Here is a 15,095-nt window from a genome sequence, read left to right as displayed (position 1 = left end):
AAACATAGAATGAAGGTGCGTAACATGAGCAACATGATTCAATCCGCCAAGGAGCAGGCCGCCGCTCTGACCCAGGCGGCCTACGAAAAAGCCGCCGCCGCAGGTATCCTGCCCGAGGGGGCGGAGGTGAGGGCCTCCATCGAGATTCCCAAGGACACCGCCCACGGGGACTACGCCTCCAACTTCGCTATGGCGGGGGCCAAGGCGCTGCATATGGCCCCCCGGCAGATCGCCCAGGCCATTGTGGACAACCTGGAGCTGGAGGGCAGCTATTTTCAGAAGGTGGAGATCGCCGGCCCCGGCTTCCTCAATTTTTCTTTGGGCCCCAAGTGGTACGGGGATGTGCTGGCCGCCATCGAGCGGGAGAGCCCTGACTACGGCTCCGGCAATGGGGGGGCGGGCCGGACGGTGATGGTGGAGTTCGTCTCCGCCAACCCCACCGGCCCCATGCACATGGGCAACGCCCGGGGGGGCGTGCTGGGGGACACCCTGGCCAATGTGCTGACCCGGGACGGCTGGAAGGTGTGGAAGGAGTTCTACGTCAACGACGCGGGCAACCAGATCAACAAGTTCGCCCGGTCCATCTACGCCCGGTGTATGCAGCTCACCCTGGGGGAGGACAACTACCCCTTCCCCGAGGACGGCTACCACGGGGAGGACATCAAGGAGCTGGCCCAAGGCTTTTTGGCACAGACGAATGTATGGCCGGGTTACCATGTGAAGGATTTGGAACAGGCCCGGCAGGGGGATATTGGTCTGGACGGGGAAGGGGTGCAGTCCTGGCTGGACGCAATGGCGAAGTACGGCCTGGAGCGCAACATCCCCAAGATGGAGTCCGACCTGAAGAAGTACGGCATTGAGTACGACCAGTGGTTTTTGGAGTCTTCCCTCCACGAGAGCGGCTTTGTGGCCGAGACGGTGGGACTGCTCACCGACAAGGGCTGGACCTACGAGAAGGACGGGGCTCTGTGGCTGAACACCACCGAGCTGCTGAAGAAAAAGTACCTGGCCGAGGGCAAGACCCAGGAGCAGGTGGACAAGCTGGACCTGAAAGACGACGTGCTCCGCCGGGCCAACGGCTTCTACACCTACTTCGCCGCCGATATCGCCTACCACCGCAACAAGCTGGAGGAGCGGAAGTTTGATTTGGCCATCAACATCTGGGGGGCGGACCACCACGGCCACGTGGCGCGGCTCCAGGCGGCGCTGGACGGACTGGGGCTGGACGGATCCCACCGGCTGGTGATTGTGCTCATGCAGCTGGTCAACCTGCTCCAGGACGGCAAGCCGGTGCGTATGTCCAAGCGGACGGGCAAGGCCATCGCCCTCCACGACCTGCTGGACGAGATCAGCGTGGACGCCGCCCGGTACTACTTCAACAATCGAGCCGCCTCCAGTCCCTTGGACTTCGACCTGGACCTGGCGGTGCGGCAGGACAGCGAGAATCCGGTGTACTATGTCCAGTACGCCCACGCCCGTATCTGTTCTCTGGTGGCCCGTATGGCGGAGAGCGGGGCGGCGGTGCGGGGCGCCGGGCAGGTGGATGCCTCTCTGCTCACCGCCCCCGAGGAGCTGGCCCTGATCAAGTCCCTGGCCCAGTACCCTGAGGAGCTCCACCTGGCCGCCCGGGACTACGACCCCAGCCGGATCAACCGGTATCTCACCGCCCTGTCCGGCGACTTCCACCGCTTCTATAACGCCTGCCGCTGTATGGTGGACGACCCCTGCCTCCAGGCGGCCCGGCTGAAGCTGGCTGACAGCGTCCGCGCCGTGCTGGAGAACGGCCTGAACCTGCTGGGGGTCTCCGCGCCGGAGAAGATGTAGATGGAATTTGACCTGACCAGCCTGGAGGGGAGGGTGAAGAACCGGCTCCCCGGGCTGATGGACGCCCGCCGGTCCTATGCGGTGCTGGTCCCCCTGGTGGAGCGGGAGGGGGAGTACTTCCTGCTCTATGAGGTGCGGGCCAGGACCCTGCGCCGCCAGCCGGGGGAGGTGTGTTTCCCCGGGGGGCGTATGGAGGCGGGGGAGACCCCGGAGACGTGCGCCCTGCGGGAGACCTTTGAGGAGTTGGGCATCTCCCCGGAACAGATCCGACTGCTGGGGCGGCTGGATTTTATCGCCCACCGGGCCAATTTCCTCATGCAGCCCGTCCTGGGGATTGTGGACGGCAGAGCGCTGACCCCCCATCTCAGCCCCAACCCCGCCGAGGTGGAGGAGTATTTCCTGGTCCCCCTGTCCCACCTGCTGGAGACGGAGCCCCTGGAGTACACCTATGAGCTGGTCCCGACCCCGGCGGAGGGCTTTCCCTATGAGCTCATCGGCATCCCCCGGGACTACCAGTGGCAGCACGGCCAGGAGAATGTCCCCGTCTACCCCTGGCAGGGCCGGGCCATCTGGGGCCTCACCGGCAGGATCACCCGGAATTTTATCCAAATATGTAAGACCCCCAGCTGAGCTGGGGGTCTTTGCTTATGCTTCTTCGGCGTCCGCCTTCTCCTTGAGCGCCTTAATGGCGTAGTCCAGGGCGGGGATGCTCTTGGCCGTGCAGTACTGCTTCATATTTTGAAGCTCTCGAATGGCCTCTTTCGCGGTCATATCTTTCATGGCGCTCACTCTCCTTTATGTTGTCATTTTACCACAACAGCAGGGGAAAGCACAAGACTTTTTTGTCTGTTTCACAATATTCCCCTGGCCGGCAGGGGGACCGCCAGCTTATTCCCGCCGCCCTCCGCCCGAGGGGGGACAGAGAGGGCACTCCCGGTCACAGGGGGCGCTCCGTTCCCGGGGCTTGTGACAGCAGGAGACGGTCAGGGCCAGCACCGCCAGGGTAAAAAGCCGCCTCCAGGGGCTGACGGCGAGGAGCAGGCGGAGGGTCCACCGGGCGATGGACCATAGACAGCTGGCCCAGAGGAAGAGCACGGCAGCGGTCATGTCAGTACTCCTTGCCAGCTGCGATGTGGAAGGAGACCAGGCAGGAGAGGGCCAGCAGCGCCAGTCCCCCCAGGGGGAGCAAAAGGGCATATCCAATGAGCTGGGCAGTGGTGAGGACATCCAGATTTTCCAGAATGGACAGGTCAAGAATGTTGGCCTTGAACAGCAGGACCAGGACGATGGTGGGGATGAAGATAATGGCGTAGAGGAAGGGACGGGCCCGCTCCGGACCCAGCTTGTAGCACAGCGGCAGAAGGAAGGAGGGGATCAGCAGGCCAATGGCGGCGGATACCATCAGCGTTACCACCATCTCCACCGGGTCCTCAGCGCGGAACAGGGTCAGCAGGGCGATGCTTGCCAGTCCCAGCGCTGTGGTCAGCAGGGACAGGGTCAGGACGAAGAGATAGCGGGCTCCCACCATCGCTCTGCATCCCATGGGCAGGGACATGGCGTACCGGTCCCACTTGGCCTGCTCGTCGTAGGCGAAGGCGGAGATGGGCAGTACCATCAGTGCCACTTGAATGAAGGTGATGATGAAGCCGTAGTTCAAAATGTCCAAGTAGGCCAGCACGGCATAGAGTGCCATAATCAGAAGGTAGGATTTCAGCGTCTTGCGCATGATTAAAAAATCTTTCCAAATTAAACCCGTCATTGTTTTCTCCTTTCTCCAGGGGAGCCTCATATGCCCCCATGGTCTGGGCGGTATGGAATGGATTTGGACCGGTTCAGTACTCCTTGGCAGCTGCGATGCGGCAGGAGACCAGATAGGACGCCAGCATTGCCGCCAGCCCGCCCAGCAGGAGCAGAGCCCCACGGCCCACCAGAGCGGCGGCGGACAGGGAGTCCAGGCTGTTGAGTACGGACAAATCCAGAATGCCGCTTGTGTACAGCAGCAGAATGGCGAAGAAGGGGATCAGCAGAATGGCGTAGAGAGCGATTCGGGCCCGTTCCGCCCCCGACTGATAGCTGATGGGGAGCAGGACACCGGAGACCAGCAGTCCCAGGGTTGAGGATGCCATCAGAAGCCCCAGGGCCTTGAGTATGTCCTCACCCTGAAAGCCCCACAGAGCGGCGGAGCCCGACAGCCCCAGGGCGAAGTTGCTTAGAGCGAGTATCAAAATGAAGAGGTATCGGGCCCTGACCACGGCTCTGCGGCCCATGGGCAGCGACATGGCGTACCGGTCCCATTTGGCCTGGCCGTCAAGGGCAAAGGCGGACAGGGGCATTACCATCAGCATAGTATTGAAATAAGTGATGATAAAGACGAAGTTCAGGATATCAAAATAGGCCAGTACGATATAGAACGGCATGATGACCGCTTGGATGATGAAGGTCGCGCGCATGACAAGAATGTCTTTGTAGAGCAGCCCGGTCATTGCGTTTCCCCCTTGCCCACAAAGAGCATGATGTCCTCCAGAGTTGTCCGCTCCACCAGCAGCATGGGGTATTTGCGGCTGAAGGCGGTCCGGTCCTTCACCAGGGCCTCGCAGCCGAAAGAGCCCCGGCGGGTCCGCAGCACGTCCCGGGGGTCGATGGTCTCCAGCTGGGCGGCGGTGCAGCCAACCCGGCCGTAGGAGTCCAGAATGTTGTCCTTAGTGTCGGACAGCACGACCCGGCCCTGGTGGATATAGGCGATGTAGTCGGCCACCTTCTCCAGGTCGGAGGTAATGTGGCTGGACATGAGGATGGCGTGGTCCTCGTCCTGGATGAAGCCTAGGAATTCGTCTAAAATCTCGTCCCGCACCACCGGGTCCAGACCGGCGGTGGCCTCGTCCAGAATCAACAGCTTGGGGCGGTGGGCCAGGGCGGCGGACAGAGACAGCTTCATCTTCATCCCCCGGGAGAACTCCTTAATCAGCTTCTTCTCCGGCAGGTGGAATTTGTCCAAATAGTCCCGGAACAGCTTCTGATCCCAGTTGTGATAGGCGGGGGCCAGAATCTTGCCCACGTCCCGGGGACGGAGGGTATCGTGGAAGAAGCACTCGTCCAGCACAATGCCCACATCCTGCTTGGCCAGCCGCTCCTCCCTGATGTTGTCGTGGCCCAGCAGGGTGATCTCCCCCGCGTCCCGGTGGATCAGGTTGAGAATGCACTTGATGGTGGTGGTCTTGCCCGCCCCATTCTCGCCAATCATTCCCAGAATAGAGCCACCGGGGAGGCTCAGGTCAATATTTTGCAGGGAAAAATCCCCGTAGGACTTGCACAGTCCCTTAATTTCAATGCAATTTGTCATATTTCTTCTCCTTTATACAGAATGTCCAGTATCTCGTGGAGCTCCTCCAGAGGGAACGCGCCCTTCCGCGCCTCCTCCACCGCCTGAGACAGCTTCTCCTCGACCTTGCGCAGCTGGGCTTCTCGCAGCAGCTCCCGATTCTGAGGGGCCACAAAGCAGCCCTTCCCCGGGACGTTCTCCAAAAAGCCATCCCGCTCCAGCTCCTCGTAGGCCCGCTTGGTGGTGATGACCGAGATACGCAGCTCCTTGGCCAGCAGCCGCATGGAGGGCAGAGCGTCCCCCGCCGACAGCGTGCCGGACATGATCTGCTCCTTTACCTGGTCGGTGATCTGCTCGTAGATGGGCTTTCCGCTGGCGTTACTCAATATAATATCCATTTAGCCTGCCTTTCAACAGCGGCGGGAGACCTTAAACTGCCGGCCGCGCGCTGGTCCAGCGCTGGGGCCTCCCGGCTGTCATTTTGAGTTTACTGTATATATACTATATGAACAGTATAACACTTTCTGGCTCCTTGTCAAGGGGATTATAAAAATTTTTATGGCGTGCTGCATCAAGGGGACCCGGCGGCCCCATGAGAGCGCATACGCTCCTCTAGCCCTCTTTTGTATTTTGATGAAAAATTTGCAGGATGCGGGGGATAAAACCGTCAAAAAACCGCTAGCCAGACGGGAGTTGGGCGGCTATAATAATCCGGTATTTCCCCCGGGTGAACGGGGATCATTTTTGGGAAAGAGGGATGGTATGACCAAAGATCTCACCACCGGCAGCCCCATGCGGCTGATTCTCGGCTTTGCCCTGCCGACGCTGTTTGGAATGCTGTTTCAGCAGCTGTATAACCTGGTGGACACCATGATTGTGGGCAAGCTGCTGGGTTCGGCGGCCCTGGCGGCAGTGGGCTCCACCGGCTCCATCAATTTTTTTGTTATTGGCTTCTGCATGGGGGTGTGCAACGGCTTTGCCATTCCGGTGGCCCAGCGTATGGGGGCAAACGAGCCCTCCAAAATGCGCCGCTACGCTGCCAACGCCGCCTGGCTGTCGGTGATGTTCGCGCTGGTCCTCACCACCGCCACCGGCCTGCTGTGCCGGAATATACTCACCATCATGCGCACGCCGGAGGACATCTTTGACAACGCCTGCGCCTACATCTTCGTCATCTTCATGGGCATCCCCGCCACCTTCCTCTATAATCTGCTGGCCGGGATCATCCGCTCCCTGGGTGACAGCAAGACCCCGGTCTACTTCCTGGCCCTGTCCTCCATGCTGAACATCGCTCTGGACTTCGCCCTGATTTTGGGCTTCCACGCCGGAGTTGCAGGGGCGGCCATTGCCACCGTTGCCTCCCAGGGGATATCCGGCGCCGCCTGTCTGGTGTATATGTGGAAAAAATTCCCCATTCTGCACATGACCCGGGAGGAGCGGCGGCTTGACCTCCACACCTGCGGAGTGCTGTGCGCCATGGGCATCCCCATGGGCCTGCAATACTCTATCACCGCCATTGGATCCATTGTCCTCCAGTCCTCGGTGAACGCCCTGGGTAGCCTCTATGTGGCGGCGGTGGCGGCAGGAGCCAAGGTCTACCAGCTGCTGGCCTGTCCCTTCGACGCTATGGGCGCCACCATGGCCACCTACTGCGGGCAGAATGTGGGGGCCTGCAAGCTGGACCGGCTGGGTCAGGGCATCCGCTCCTGCGCGCTGCTGGGGCTGGGCTACTCGGTGATTGGCCTGTGCGCCATGCTCCGCTTTGCCCCCCAGTGCGCCCTCCTCTTCCTGGACTCCAGCGAGGCGGACATTGCCCTGCTGACCCAGCTGACTGGCCAGTACATCCTGATTCAGTCCGCCTTCTTCTTCCCTCTGTCCCTGGTGAACATCGTCCGCTTCTCCATCCAGGGCATGGGCTTCAGTCCCTTCGCCATTCTGGCCGGCGTACTGGAGATGGCCGCCCGCACCGGGGTTGGGCTGCTGCTGGTGCCCGTGTTCGGCTATACCGCCGCCTGCTTCGCCTCCCCCGCCGCCTGGGTCTGCGCCGACCTGTTCCTCATTCCCGCCAGCGGGGCCTGCATCGCCAAGCTGCGCCGCCTCTACCCCAACACCCCGGACGAGCGGCCCGCCGCCGCCCCGGTGCCTCTCAATGCGGGGGCCCACCGCTGACAGCAAAAAAATCCATTGCCCGGAAGTCCAGGCAATGGATTTTTTATATTGATAGGGGCGTTATGCGTTCTTCGCCATACGCCGGCAGGCCATAGAGGTGGCCAGGAAATATCCCCCGTAGACCACCAGAATCAGCCCGGCGGTAATCAGGGAGCTGGCGGCGCTGTCCACCTTGCCCACGGAGAAGATGATGTCGTTGGCTGCCTTCATGCCCACCACCGAATGGACCAGGGCCAGGGCCAGGGGCAGGAAGAAGGCCAGGGCCACCTGCTGGGTTGCTGAGCGAGACACCTGCCGCTCCTCCGCCCCCAGGCGGCGCAGGATGGCGTAGCGCCCGGTGTTGTCGGCGGCCTGGCTCAGCTGCTGGAGGGCCAGCACGGCGGTGGCAGCCAGCAGGAAGGTGAAGCCCAGGTACAGCCCCAGGAAGAGAGCCAGGAACTTGTTGCCCATCATGTCGCCGTAGATGGACAGCCGGGTCTCGACTCGAATGGCCACCTGCTGGTTCAGCGGCCGGACAATGGCAAGGAGCTGCTCCTCCGTCTCCAGCTTCTCCTCCCCGGCGTAGTCGGCGGACCAGACCTGGCGGCGGGGCTCCAGCTGCTGAACCATCTCGTCAGGCACGATAAGATAGGACAGAGCCAGATTTCCTGTGATGAGAGGCGGCTGTTTTTGCCGGTCTCCCTCCTCCAGCAGCACGGGCAGGGGATCGGTGCAGGCGCTCCTGCCCTGCCGGGCCATAAGGGCGTTGTAGTCGGAGACCCGGATGACGGAGAGGGCCCCCAGGTCCCAGTCAATCCCGGTCACTTCCGTGTCGTTGTAATACAGCATGGTGTCATAGCTCCAGGCCAGCCTTTCGCCGGGGTCGAAGCCCCCCTCCCGGAGGGCCGCGTCGAAGTTCACCGTCTGCGTATCCCCCGACTGGTTCTGAACGGTGATATCGAAGGGGGCCTCCCCGTCGGTCATGGAGGAGAGGGTTGAGTTGAGGCCCAGGGAGCTGGCGGTGATGCCGATGGCCAGCAGTAGGAGGATACACACCACCGTCTGGGCCAGGTAGGTGGTGTGGACCTTGCTGATCCACTGGCGCAGGGTAAAGACGTTCAGGTTCTTGAAATATACCCCGGGGTTGCTCTGGACAAACTTCATCACAAAGCCGGACAGGGAGCGGAAAATGAGCAGCGTGCCCAGAGTGCCCAGCCCCAGCATGGGGAAGCACAGGAAGGGTACCGCTACCGCCAGAGCCATACCGAAGAACAGCAGAATGGCGTAGGCGGCCAGCAGGCACACAATCCCCAGCACAAACTGGATTACCGCCACCGACAGGGGCCGGGGCTTGAGAATCTCGTTCTTCCGCTCCCCGTGAATCAGGTCGATGAGCCTGGACTTGGACACCTGGATTCCGCTGAGGGCCATAACCAGCAGGAAGATGACCCCGAAGTAGAGCACCGTCTTGCCCGCCGCCCGGGGGGAGAAGTTCAGCGCCAGCATCCCGGACAGGTCCATCTCAAACATGGACAGGGTGAGGGCGGACATTCCGAAGCTGGCCAGCACTCCCAGAACCAGCCCGGCCAGAAGGGAGATGAGCCCGATGAGTCCCGTCTCCAGGAAGAGCAGCCGGGACACCTGCCCCTGGGACAGCCCCAAAATCAGGTAGGTGCCCAGCTCCCGCTTGCGCCGGCGCAGAAGGAAGCGGTTGGCGTACAGAATCAGGCAGGCCAGCACCACCGCCACCACCACCGAGAATACATCCATGAGGATCATAATGGCGTCCACAATGGGGTTGCCGTTTTTGGCCAGGTAGATCATGGCCCCCTGGCCGTCCAGGGAGTTGAAGGTGTAGAACAGGCACACGCCAAAGGTGAGGGTCAGCAGATAGACGCCGTAGTCCCGAAAGGAGCGGACCACGTTGCGCACGGCCAGCTTAGAGAACATCGGCCATCCCTCCTCCCATCTCGGTGACAACCCGGATGATTTTTTGGAAAAACACCTTCCGGTCATCCCCGCCCCGGTTCAGCTCCAGGAACAGCTTTCCGTCCCGGAGGAAGACGACCCGGCGGCAGCAGCTGGCGGTAAAGGCGTCGTGGGTCACCATGAGGATGGTGGTGCCCAGCTCCCGGTTCAGCGCCTCCAGCCGGCCCAGCAGCAGGGAGGAGGCTTTGGAGTCCAGGGCGCCAGTGGGCTCGTCGGCCAACACTAGGGCGGGGCGGGTCACCATGGCCCTTGCGGCGGCGCACCGCTGCTGCTGGCCCCCCGACATCTGGTAGGGGTACTTCTCCAGACAGTCGGCGATGCCCAGGAAGTCCGCCATCTCCCGGACCCGCTTGTCGATTTTATGGGCGGGGGCCTTCACAATGGACAGGGACAGGGCGATGTTCTCGTAGGCGGTGAGGGTGTCCAGCAGGTTGCAGTCCTGGAAGATGAAGCCCAGCCGCTCCCGGCGGAATTTGGCCAGCTCCTTGCCCTTGAGGCGGGTCAGCTCTTTGCCGTCGATGACAATGGAGCCGGAGGTCGGCCGGTCGATGGTGGATACGCAGTTCAATAAGGTGGTCTTCCCCGAGCCGGAGGGGCCCATGACCCCCACGAACTCCCCCGCCTCCAGGGAGAGGGATACCCCGTCCAGCGCCCGGGTCAGGGAGCCGCCCTTGCCGTAGACCCGATGCAGGTCCGTTACCGTTAAAATGTCAGACATAATCATTCTCCTTTGACATAGTGTTTATCTTGCCGGGACCAGAGCGGAAAAGGGGGCCGGCTGGACCAGCGTCCCGGGGGCCGCGCTCTGACGAATGGCTGACTCCTGCCGGTAGGCCGCCAGCAGGGCCAGCAGCAGGGCCAGTATGCACAATCCGGTTTTGATCTTCTGTGTCATCATGAATCCGCTCCTCTCGCTTAACTGTATTAGAGCATATCATACAGTTGCGCAAAATGCTTTAAAGGAACCCTGAGGATTTTATTAAAGATTTATTAAGGTTTCCTTTCAGGACTCGGAGACAAGAACATGGGGCGGCTGACGCCGCTTTTGCGGGGGGCCTTGATTTTTTAGGGGAGATATGAGATACTAGAAAAAACGGAGGGGAGGCAGGGGCTGTGCTGGAGGTACGGGGCCTTTGTAAGAGCTACGGCGGGCGTCAGGTGCTCTCGCCGGTGAGCTTTGTGCTGCCGCCGGGGCAGTGCCTGGGGCTGGCGGGGCACAACGGCTCCGGAAAATCGACCCTGCTCCGTCTGATTGCTCAGATCGAGCGGGCGGACGGGGGCAGTGTGCTCTTTGAGGGCCGCAGTGTGCTGGGGGACCGGGCCTTTCTGCGCAGTCGTCTGGGTTATGTGCCCCAGCGGGCGGAGCTGGCCCAGGACCTGACGGTGGGGCAGCAGCTGAAGCTGTGGCAGAGCGCCTGCGGCCTGTCGGGGCCCCTGCCGGGCGACGTGCTGGAGCTGCTGGGTCTGGGGCCGCTGATGAAGAAGCCCATCCGGGCCCTGTCCGGAGGGATGGCCCAGCGGCTGAGCATTGGGCTGGGGCTGCTGTCCAGGCCGGATATCCTGCTCATGGATGAGGCCACCTCCGGCCTGGACCGGGACTACATCCCCAAGCTGCTGGACTGGCTGGAGTCCTTTGTGGCCGGAGGGGGCAGTCTGATTTGGTGCAGCCACAATTCCCAGGAGCTGGACCGGCTGTGCGGGGCGGTGCTGACCCTGGAGAATGGGCGGCTGATTTGAATTGGAATTGACGGGAGGAATGAGATATGATTTGTAAAAACTGCGGAAATGAGATCCGGGACGACGTCAAGTTCTGTCCCCACTGCGGCGCGGTGAACGGAGAGAAGGCCGCTCAGCCCGCCTACACCGGCCCGGAGGCCCCTGTCCCCAAGGCGGGCAGAGGGAAGGGGCTGCTCATCGGCGGGGTGATTGCCGCTGTGGCGGTGATTGCCCTGATCGCGGTCTTTGTCACAGGCAGGCTGTCCTCCAGCCCCAAGGACCAGCTGGGAAAGGCCATTGAACAGACCGTGGCCGCCTATGAGACCGCCAGCGACAGCATGGGGATGCCCGACCTGAGCCGGCTGGTTGAGGCGCGCTCCATCAGCCAGCGGTTTTCCCTGCGGCTCAACAGCATCAACAGCGCCCTGGCAGGCTTTGACACCTCCGCCCTCAGCGGCCTGGGCCTGCGCATGAGCACCGACCTGGACGCCAAGGACCGGAAGCTGGGCTTTGAGCTGGGGGCCTTCTGGGGGGAGGAGGATATTGTGTCCCTCCAGGTGCTGGCAGATGATGATAAAATGTATTTTTCCTCGCCGGAATTTACCGAGGGTACCGCCTACGGCATGAGCACCGAGACCCTGGGGGACGATTTGGAGCGGATTACCGGCGATGACTCTGCTGCCGGCGTCAGCTTTAACCTCTTTGACCTGGTGGACATTGTGGCCCCCGAGGGGAGGAACCAGGAGCTGGAGCGGCAGATGAAGGCGGCCAACCAGGCCCTCTGGGAGGCGGTCCAGGTGGAGCAGGGGGGCACGGAGACTGTGCTCCTCCGCGGGAATGAGGTCAAGACGGAGGTCTACCAAGTGGTCATCCCCCAGGAGGCTCTGGAGGACTACGGGGAGGTCTGGATCGAGATCTACACCTCCGTCAACTATGTGGAGCTCTATGAGGAGATGCTCCAGGCCGCCGGTCTCCCCCAGGAGGAGATTGACAGCGTGATGGACGAGATTGGGGATCTGGACCTCTACAGCGACCTGTTTGACTCCCTGACGCGGCTGGTGGAGGAGCTGGGCGACGTGAAGCTCACCGTCTGTGTGGGGGATGGCTATGTGTCCGCTGTTAAGGTATGAGGATACCCTTTTTGACGCCTCTGTGAAGGCGGAACTGTACCTGGGCGGCGGCGAGGAGTACGTGGACGACCTGCGGCTGGAGCTGGATGTGGATGGCCAGCAGGTGACCCTGGACTCCACCGGCGACCACGGCGGCAAAAGGGGCGTCTTCACCGACCAGACTACCATCAAGGGTCCCTTCCCTTCCATCACCTCCGACTACAGCTACGACCCCAAGAGCACTGCCAATAATCTCCAGTGGGAGCTGGGGATGGACGGCATGGGCTCTCTGGTCATGGCGGGCCAGCTTACCGCCGGGAAGGACTCTCTGGACCTGGCGCTGGATAATATCTCGGTGCGGATGATGGGACTGGAGATCTGTTCCCTGGGGCTGGACTACTTTGTGGGGCCCTGCCAGGGGATCGACCTGTCCACAGCCGCTCCCAAGCTGGTGGGGGAGATGGAGAGCATGGAGCTGATGGTGCTGATGGTCCAGGTGCAGGCCAATGCCCAGCACTGGCTGGAGACCACAGAGCAGATGTTTGCCCGTCGCCTGCCCGCTGAGCTGTACAGCACCATGTTCTGATGCCGCGATTGCCCCCTCTCCTTTGGCGGGGAGGGGGCGGATAAAAGGGGTCCGACGGATGAAGGAATTTGGATATTTGGGAATGTTTGTGAAACTGACCTGGGGCAGGCTCTGCCAACAGCGGTGGCTGCTGGCGGGGCTTGTCCTTTTGTGGCTGCTGCTGCCCCTGGGGGTGGGCCAGGCGGCACAGGTCCTGCTGACCCAGGGCGTTGCATTTTCCGGCGTGACCCTGGCGGTGACCGCCCCGGAGGGGGACGGGACTCCCCGGCTGCTGGAGCAGTACATGGGGGAGATGGAGGACGTGGCCCAGTACTGCCGCTTTGCCGCCATGGAGGAGGGGGCGGCCCTGGAGGCGCTGGAGCGGGGGGAGGTGACGGCGGTGCTGTCCCTGCCGGAGCACTTCATTCAGGGGGTGATGTGGGGGGAGAACCCGGACCTGCGCCTGATTGTGCGGGGGGACCGGCCCCTGGAATCCCTGCTGCTGCTGTGGGTCGGGCAGAGCGCCTGTGATATCCTCTCCGCCTTTCAGAGCGGGGTGTACGCCGTGCTGGAGCTGTACGGCCAGACCCCGCCCCCGGGACTGAGCCGGGACCAGGCCATGGTGGAGATCAATCTGAAGTACATCCGCCTGGCCCTGAGCCGGGGGGACCTGTTCCAGATGGAGACGGTGTCCGCAACCCAGGCCCTCCCCATCCCCCTCCACTACGGCCTGGCCCTGCTGTCCGCCTTCGCCCTGGCCGCCGCCCCCCTGTTCGTGCCCATCTACAGCGGGAACTGGCTGGCCTTCCAGCGGCGGCTGCGGTGCGTGGGCCGGGGCGCCGCCGCCGGATACTGGGGGGGCGTCTTGGCGGGGGGACTGGCCCTGCTGCTCCTCCTGGTCCCCGCCCTGGGGGCGCTGGGCTGTCTCTCCCCGGAGGGACTGGGGGCGGCCCTGGGGATGGCGGTGTGGTGCTCTCTGTTCGGCGGGACCTGCTGTCTGGCGACCTGGAGCGCCGCCTCCTGCGGGGTTGCGGCCTTCACTCTGGCCCTGGCCGCCCTGGCGCTGGCCGGTGGAATCGTCCCGCCCGCCCTGCTGCCCGGCGGTATGCAGGCGCTGAGGGGGCTGTCTCCGGTGAGCTGGCTGATGGAGCTGGCCGCCGGACAGAATTCCCTCTCCACCTGGGGCCGCCTGGGGGTCAGCGGAGGGGGAATGGCGGCCCTCTCCCTGCTGCTGTACCGAAAACGGATGGACGAGGGGGAGACCCTATGAGCTTTTGGATTGATTTTTGGCGGACCAGCCTCTGGGACCAGTGGAGAGACCCCCGGCGCTGGGGGCTGCTCCTGCTGCTGCCCCTGCTCACCTTCGGGACCGCCCGGCTGGCCCCCGCCCAGGAGGTGTCCGCCCCGGTGCAGGTGGGTGTGGTGCTGCCGGAGAAGGGGGGCGGAGACTTTTGGCGGCTTCTGGAGGCGCGCAGCGGTCTGGTGGTGGTCTTCCACAAGGCCGGTCTGGACCAGGCCCGGCGGCAGGTGGCGGCGGGGCGGTGGGACTGCGCCCTGGTCCTGCCAGAGGACTTTTCCCGGCGGCTGGAGGACCTGCAACTGGAGGGGCTGTTGACCCTGCTCATCGCCCCCGGTTCCGCCGTCTACCCCCTGGTGCGGGAGACGGCGGCGGCCTGCGTGGTCCAGTGCGTCTCCCCAGGGATGGCGGCGGAATATCTGCTGGACAGCGGCATTTTAACCGAGGGGGAGCTGGCCCGGGCCTCCTCCCGGCTGGAGGAGGTGCTGCCGGAGGGGGAGCGGGTCCTGGTGTCTATGGAGACGGCGGACGGCAGACCTCTGGACCCTCTGGCCTTGGCGGACCGGGGGGTGTCCCAGCTGCTGACAGGTCTGACCGCCATTCTGCTGGCGGTGTGGAGCCTCCTGACTGCCATGGATCTGGGCCGCTGGCGGGAGAGCCCCTTTGCCCAGCGGCTGATCCCTCTGCGGGGGGCCTTTGGGCTGATGGCAGCCAGGCTGGGGGCGGCCCTGCTGCCGGCGCTGGTGCTGGGCGGCCTGGCTCTGCTGCCCTCGGAGAACCCCCTGGGGGCGGCGCTGGCCCTGGTCCCCTACCTGTTGTTTTTGGGGAGTCTGGCGCTGGCGCTGGCCCGGTGCCGCCCCGCCTGGAACGCCCTGCCAGTGCTCATGCCCTTTGTGCCGGTGCTGGGACTGCTTCTGTCGCCGGTGCTGCTGGACCTGTCCCTGCTCTTCCCCGGCCTGTCCCCCCTCATCCGCTGGTGGCCGGTGACCCTCTACCTGCGGGCCAGCGGGGGCTCCTGGGGGGATGGGCTGGCCCTGGCGGCGGGCGGGGCGGCAATCCTGGCCCTGATCTTCCTCATAGAAAACAAAAAATCGCCCACAGCGGAATAATCTTCCGTTATGGGCGATT

17 protein-coding genes are annotated in these 15,095 nt (G+C 63.1%); 8 read left to right on the top strand and 9 right to left on the bottom strand.

Annotation, left to right across the window (positions count from 1 at the left end; genetic code table 11):
• Positions 1-24: 24 nt before the first annotated feature.
• The gene (gene argS / locus D1646_RS01710; protein ID WP_160634770.1) at positions 25-1,824 is read left to right on the top strand and encodes an arginine--tRNA ligase; all 1,800 of its coding nucleotides are present in this window, start codon (positions 25-27) and stop codon (positions 1,822-1,824) included.
• The gene (locus D1646_RS01705) at positions 1,825-2,454 is read left to right on the top strand and encodes a CoA pyrophosphatase (RefSeq protein ID WP_160634769.1); all 630 of its coding nucleotides are present in this window, start codon (positions 1,825-1,827) and stop codon (positions 2,452-2,454) included.
• 15 nt (positions 2,455-2,469) lie between these two features.
• Here the strand turns inward: D1646_RS01705 and D1646_RS23605 are convergent, their stop codons facing one another.
• The 6 genes from D1646_RS23605 to D1646_RS01680 all read right to left on the bottom strand — a co-directional run bounded on the left by D1646_RS23605 (position 2,470) and on the right by D1646_RS01680 (position 5,541).
• Positions 2,470-2,604 (bottom strand): hypothetical protein, encoded by a 135-nt coding sequence (locus D1646_RS23605; protein ID WP_279279904.1) that lies wholly within the window; start codon positions 2,602-2,604, stop codon positions 2,470-2,472.
• Positions 2,605-2,712: 108 nt separating this feature from the next.
• Complete coding sequence (locus tag D1646_RS01700; protein WP_160634768.1) at positions 2,713-2,931, bottom strand: hypothetical protein; 219 nt, start codon at positions 2,929-2,931, stop codon at positions 2,713-2,715.
• Between the two features lies 1 nt (position 2,932).
• The gene (locus D1646_RS01695) at positions 2,933-3,583 is read right to left on the bottom strand and encodes an ABC-2 transporter permease (protein ID WP_160634767.1); all 651 of its coding nucleotides are present in this window, start codon (positions 3,581-3,583) and stop codon (positions 2,933-2,935) included.
• Positions 3,584-3,656: 73 nt separating this feature from the next.
• On the bottom strand, positions 3,657-4,307 hold the full coding sequence (locus tag D1646_RS01690) for an ABC-2 transporter permease (protein ID WP_160634766.1): 651 nt from the start codon (positions 4,305-4,307) through the stop codon (positions 3,657-3,659).
• A complete protein-coding gene (locus D1646_RS01685) occupies positions 4,304-5,164 on the bottom strand; it encodes an ABC transporter ATP-binding protein (RefSeq protein WP_160634765.1) in 861 nt (286 codons plus the stop codon). The genes D1646_RS01690 and D1646_RS01685 overlap by 4 nt, the downstream gene beginning before the upstream one ends.
• The gene (locus D1646_RS01680; RefSeq protein ID WP_160634764.1) at positions 5,161-5,541 is read right to left on the bottom strand and encodes a GntR family transcriptional regulator; all 381 of its coding nucleotides are present in this window, start codon (positions 5,539-5,541) and stop codon (positions 5,161-5,163) included. The genes D1646_RS01685 and D1646_RS01680 overlap by 4 nt, the downstream gene beginning before the upstream one ends.
• Before the next feature lie 364 nt (positions 5,542-5,905).
• On the opposite strand from D1646_RS01680, the gene D1646_RS01675 reads away from it, so the two are divergent.
• A complete protein-coding gene (locus tag D1646_RS01675; protein WP_160634763.1) occupies positions 5,906-7,312 on the top strand; it encodes an MATE family efflux transporter in 1,407 nt (468 codons plus the stop codon).
• Positions 7,313-7,372: 60 nt separating this feature from the next.
• On the opposite strand, the gene D1646_RS01670 is transcribed toward D1646_RS01675, so the two are convergent.
• The 3 genes from D1646_RS01670 to D1646_RS01660 are packed head-to-tail and all read right to left on the bottom strand — an operon-like array spanning position 7,373 to position 10,178.
• Positions 7,373-9,241: an FtsX-like permease family protein gene (locus D1646_RS01670; RefSeq protein WP_160634762.1), complete on the bottom strand. Its 1,869-nt coding sequence runs from the start codon at positions 9,239-9,241 to the stop codon at positions 7,373-7,375.
• Positions 9,231-9,998 carry an ABC transporter ATP-binding protein gene (locus tag D1646_RS01665; RefSeq protein ID WP_160634761.1) on the bottom strand — a complete coding sequence of 256 codons (768 nt, stop codon included), beginning with the start codon at positions 9,996-9,998 and terminating at the stop codon, positions 9,231-9,233. Before D1646_RS01665 ends, D1646_RS01670 begins: the two co-directional genes overlap by 11 nt.
• 24 nt (positions 9,999-10,022) lie before the next feature.
• Entirely contained in the window at positions 10,023-10,178 is a 156-nt protein-coding gene (locus D1646_RS01660) for a hypothetical protein (protein WP_160634760.1), read from the bottom strand.
• A 215-nt stretch (positions 10,179-10,393) separates the two neighbouring features.
• Between D1646_RS01660 and D1646_RS01655 the strand changes: the two genes are divergently transcribed.
• The 5 genes from D1646_RS01655 to D1646_RS01635 are packed head-to-tail and all read left to right on the top strand — an operon-like array spanning position 10,394 to position 15,076.
• Positions 10,394-11,017 carry an ABC transporter ATP-binding protein gene (locus tag D1646_RS01655; protein ID WP_160634759.1) on the top strand — a complete coding sequence of 208 codons (624 nt, stop codon included), beginning with the start codon at positions 10,394-10,396 and terminating at the stop codon, positions 11,015-11,017.
• Positions 11,018-11,043: 26 nt separating this feature from the next.
• Positions 11,044-12,126, top strand: coding sequence for a zinc ribbon domain-containing protein (locus tag D1646_RS01650; protein WP_160634758.1), 1,083 nt, complete (start codon positions 11,044-11,046; stop codon positions 12,124-12,126).
• On the top strand, positions 12,104-12,691 hold the full coding sequence (locus D1646_RS01645) for a hypothetical protein (protein WP_160634757.1): 588 nt from the start codon (positions 12,104-12,106) through the stop codon (positions 12,689-12,691). The genes D1646_RS01650 and D1646_RS01645 overlap by 23 nt, the downstream gene beginning before the upstream one ends.
• A 58-nt stretch (positions 12,692-12,749) precedes the next feature.
• A complete protein-coding gene (locus D1646_RS01640) occupies positions 12,750-13,940 on the top strand; it encodes a hypothetical protein (RefSeq protein WP_160634756.1) in 1,191 nt (396 codons plus the stop codon).
• Positions 13,937-15,076 carry a hypothetical protein gene (locus D1646_RS01635; protein WP_160634755.1) on the top strand — a complete coding sequence of 380 codons (1,140 nt, stop codon included), beginning with the start codon at positions 13,937-13,939 and terminating at the stop codon, positions 15,074-15,076. Before D1646_RS01640 ends, D1646_RS01635 begins: the two co-directional genes overlap by 4 nt.
• Positions 15,077-15,095: the final 19 nt, after the last annotated feature.

Origin of the sequence: Pseudoflavonifractor sp. 60, from assembly GCF_009911645.1 — a bacterium.
In the GTDB taxonomy this organism is placed as follows: domain Bacteria; phylum Bacillota; class Clostridia; order Oscillospirales; family Oscillospiraceae; genus Lawsonibacter.
Note: the sequence above shows the minus strand (reverse complement) of the source record. Positions and strands in the feature narration are given on the sequence as shown.

Excerpts from the sequence above, each read along its gene's own strand:
- D1646_RS01695 (WP_160634767.1), bottom strand. The coding sequence starts at position 3,583 with ATGACGGGTTTAATTTGGAAAGATTTTTTAATCATGCGCAAGACGCTG.
- D1646_RS01690 (WP_160634766.1), bottom strand. The coding sequence starts at position 4,307 with ATGACCGGGCTGCTCTACAAAGACATTCTTGTCATGCGCGCGACCTTC.
- D1646_RS01700 (WP_160634768.1), bottom strand. The coding sequence starts at position 2,931 with ATGACCGCTGCCGTGCTCTTCCTCTGGGCCAGCTGTCTATGGTCCATC.
- D1646_RS01660 (WP_160634760.1), bottom strand. The coding sequence starts at position 10,178 with ATGATGACACAGAAGATCAAAACCGGATTGTGCATACTGGCCCTGCTG.
- D1646_RS23605 (WP_279279904.1), bottom strand. The coding sequence starts at position 2,604 with ATGAAAGATATGACCGCGAAAGAGGCCATTCGAGAGCTTCAAAATATG.
- D1646_RS01640 (WP_160634756.1), top strand. The coding sequence starts at position 12,750 with ATGAAGGAATTTGGATATTTGGGAATGTTTGTGAAACTGACCTGGGGC.
- D1646_RS01675 (WP_160634763.1), top strand. The coding sequence starts at position 5,906 with ATGACCAAAGATCTCACCACCGGCAGCCCCATGCGGCTGATTCTCGGC.
- D1646_RS01650 (WP_160634758.1), top strand. The coding sequence starts at position 11,044 with ATGATTTGTAAAAACTGCGGAAATGAGATCCGGGACGACGTCAAGTTC.
- D1646_RS01705 (WP_160634769.1), top strand. The coding sequence starts at position 1,825 with ATGGAATTTGACCTGACCAGCCTGGAGGGGAGGGTGAAGAACCGGCTC.
- D1646_RS01670 (WP_160634762.1), bottom strand. The coding sequence starts at position 9,241 with ATGTTCTCTAAGCTGGCCGTGCGCAACGTGGTCCGCTCCTTTCGGGAC.
- D1646_RS01680 (WP_160634764.1), bottom strand. The coding sequence starts at position 5,541 with ATGGATATTATATTGAGTAACGCCAGCGGAAAGCCCATCTACGAGCAG.
- D1646_RS01635 (WP_160634755.1), top strand. The coding sequence starts at position 13,937 with ATGAGCTTTTGGATTGATTTTTGGCGGACCAGCCTCTGGGACCAGTGG.
- D1646_RS01665 (WP_160634761.1), bottom strand. The coding sequence starts at position 9,998 with ATGTCTGACATTTTAACGGTAACGGACCTGCATCGGGTCTACGGCAAG.
- argS (WP_160634770.1), top strand. The coding sequence starts at position 25 with ATGAGCAACATGATTCAATCCGCCAAGGAGCAGGCCGCCGCTCTGACC.
- D1646_RS01645 (WP_160634757.1), top strand. The coding sequence starts at position 12,104 with ATGTGTCCGCTGTTAAGGTATGAGGATACCCTTTTTGACGCCTCTGTG.
- D1646_RS01685 (WP_160634765.1), bottom strand. The coding sequence starts at position 5,164 with ATGACAAATTGCATTGAAATTAAGGGACTGTGCAAGTCCTACGGGGAT.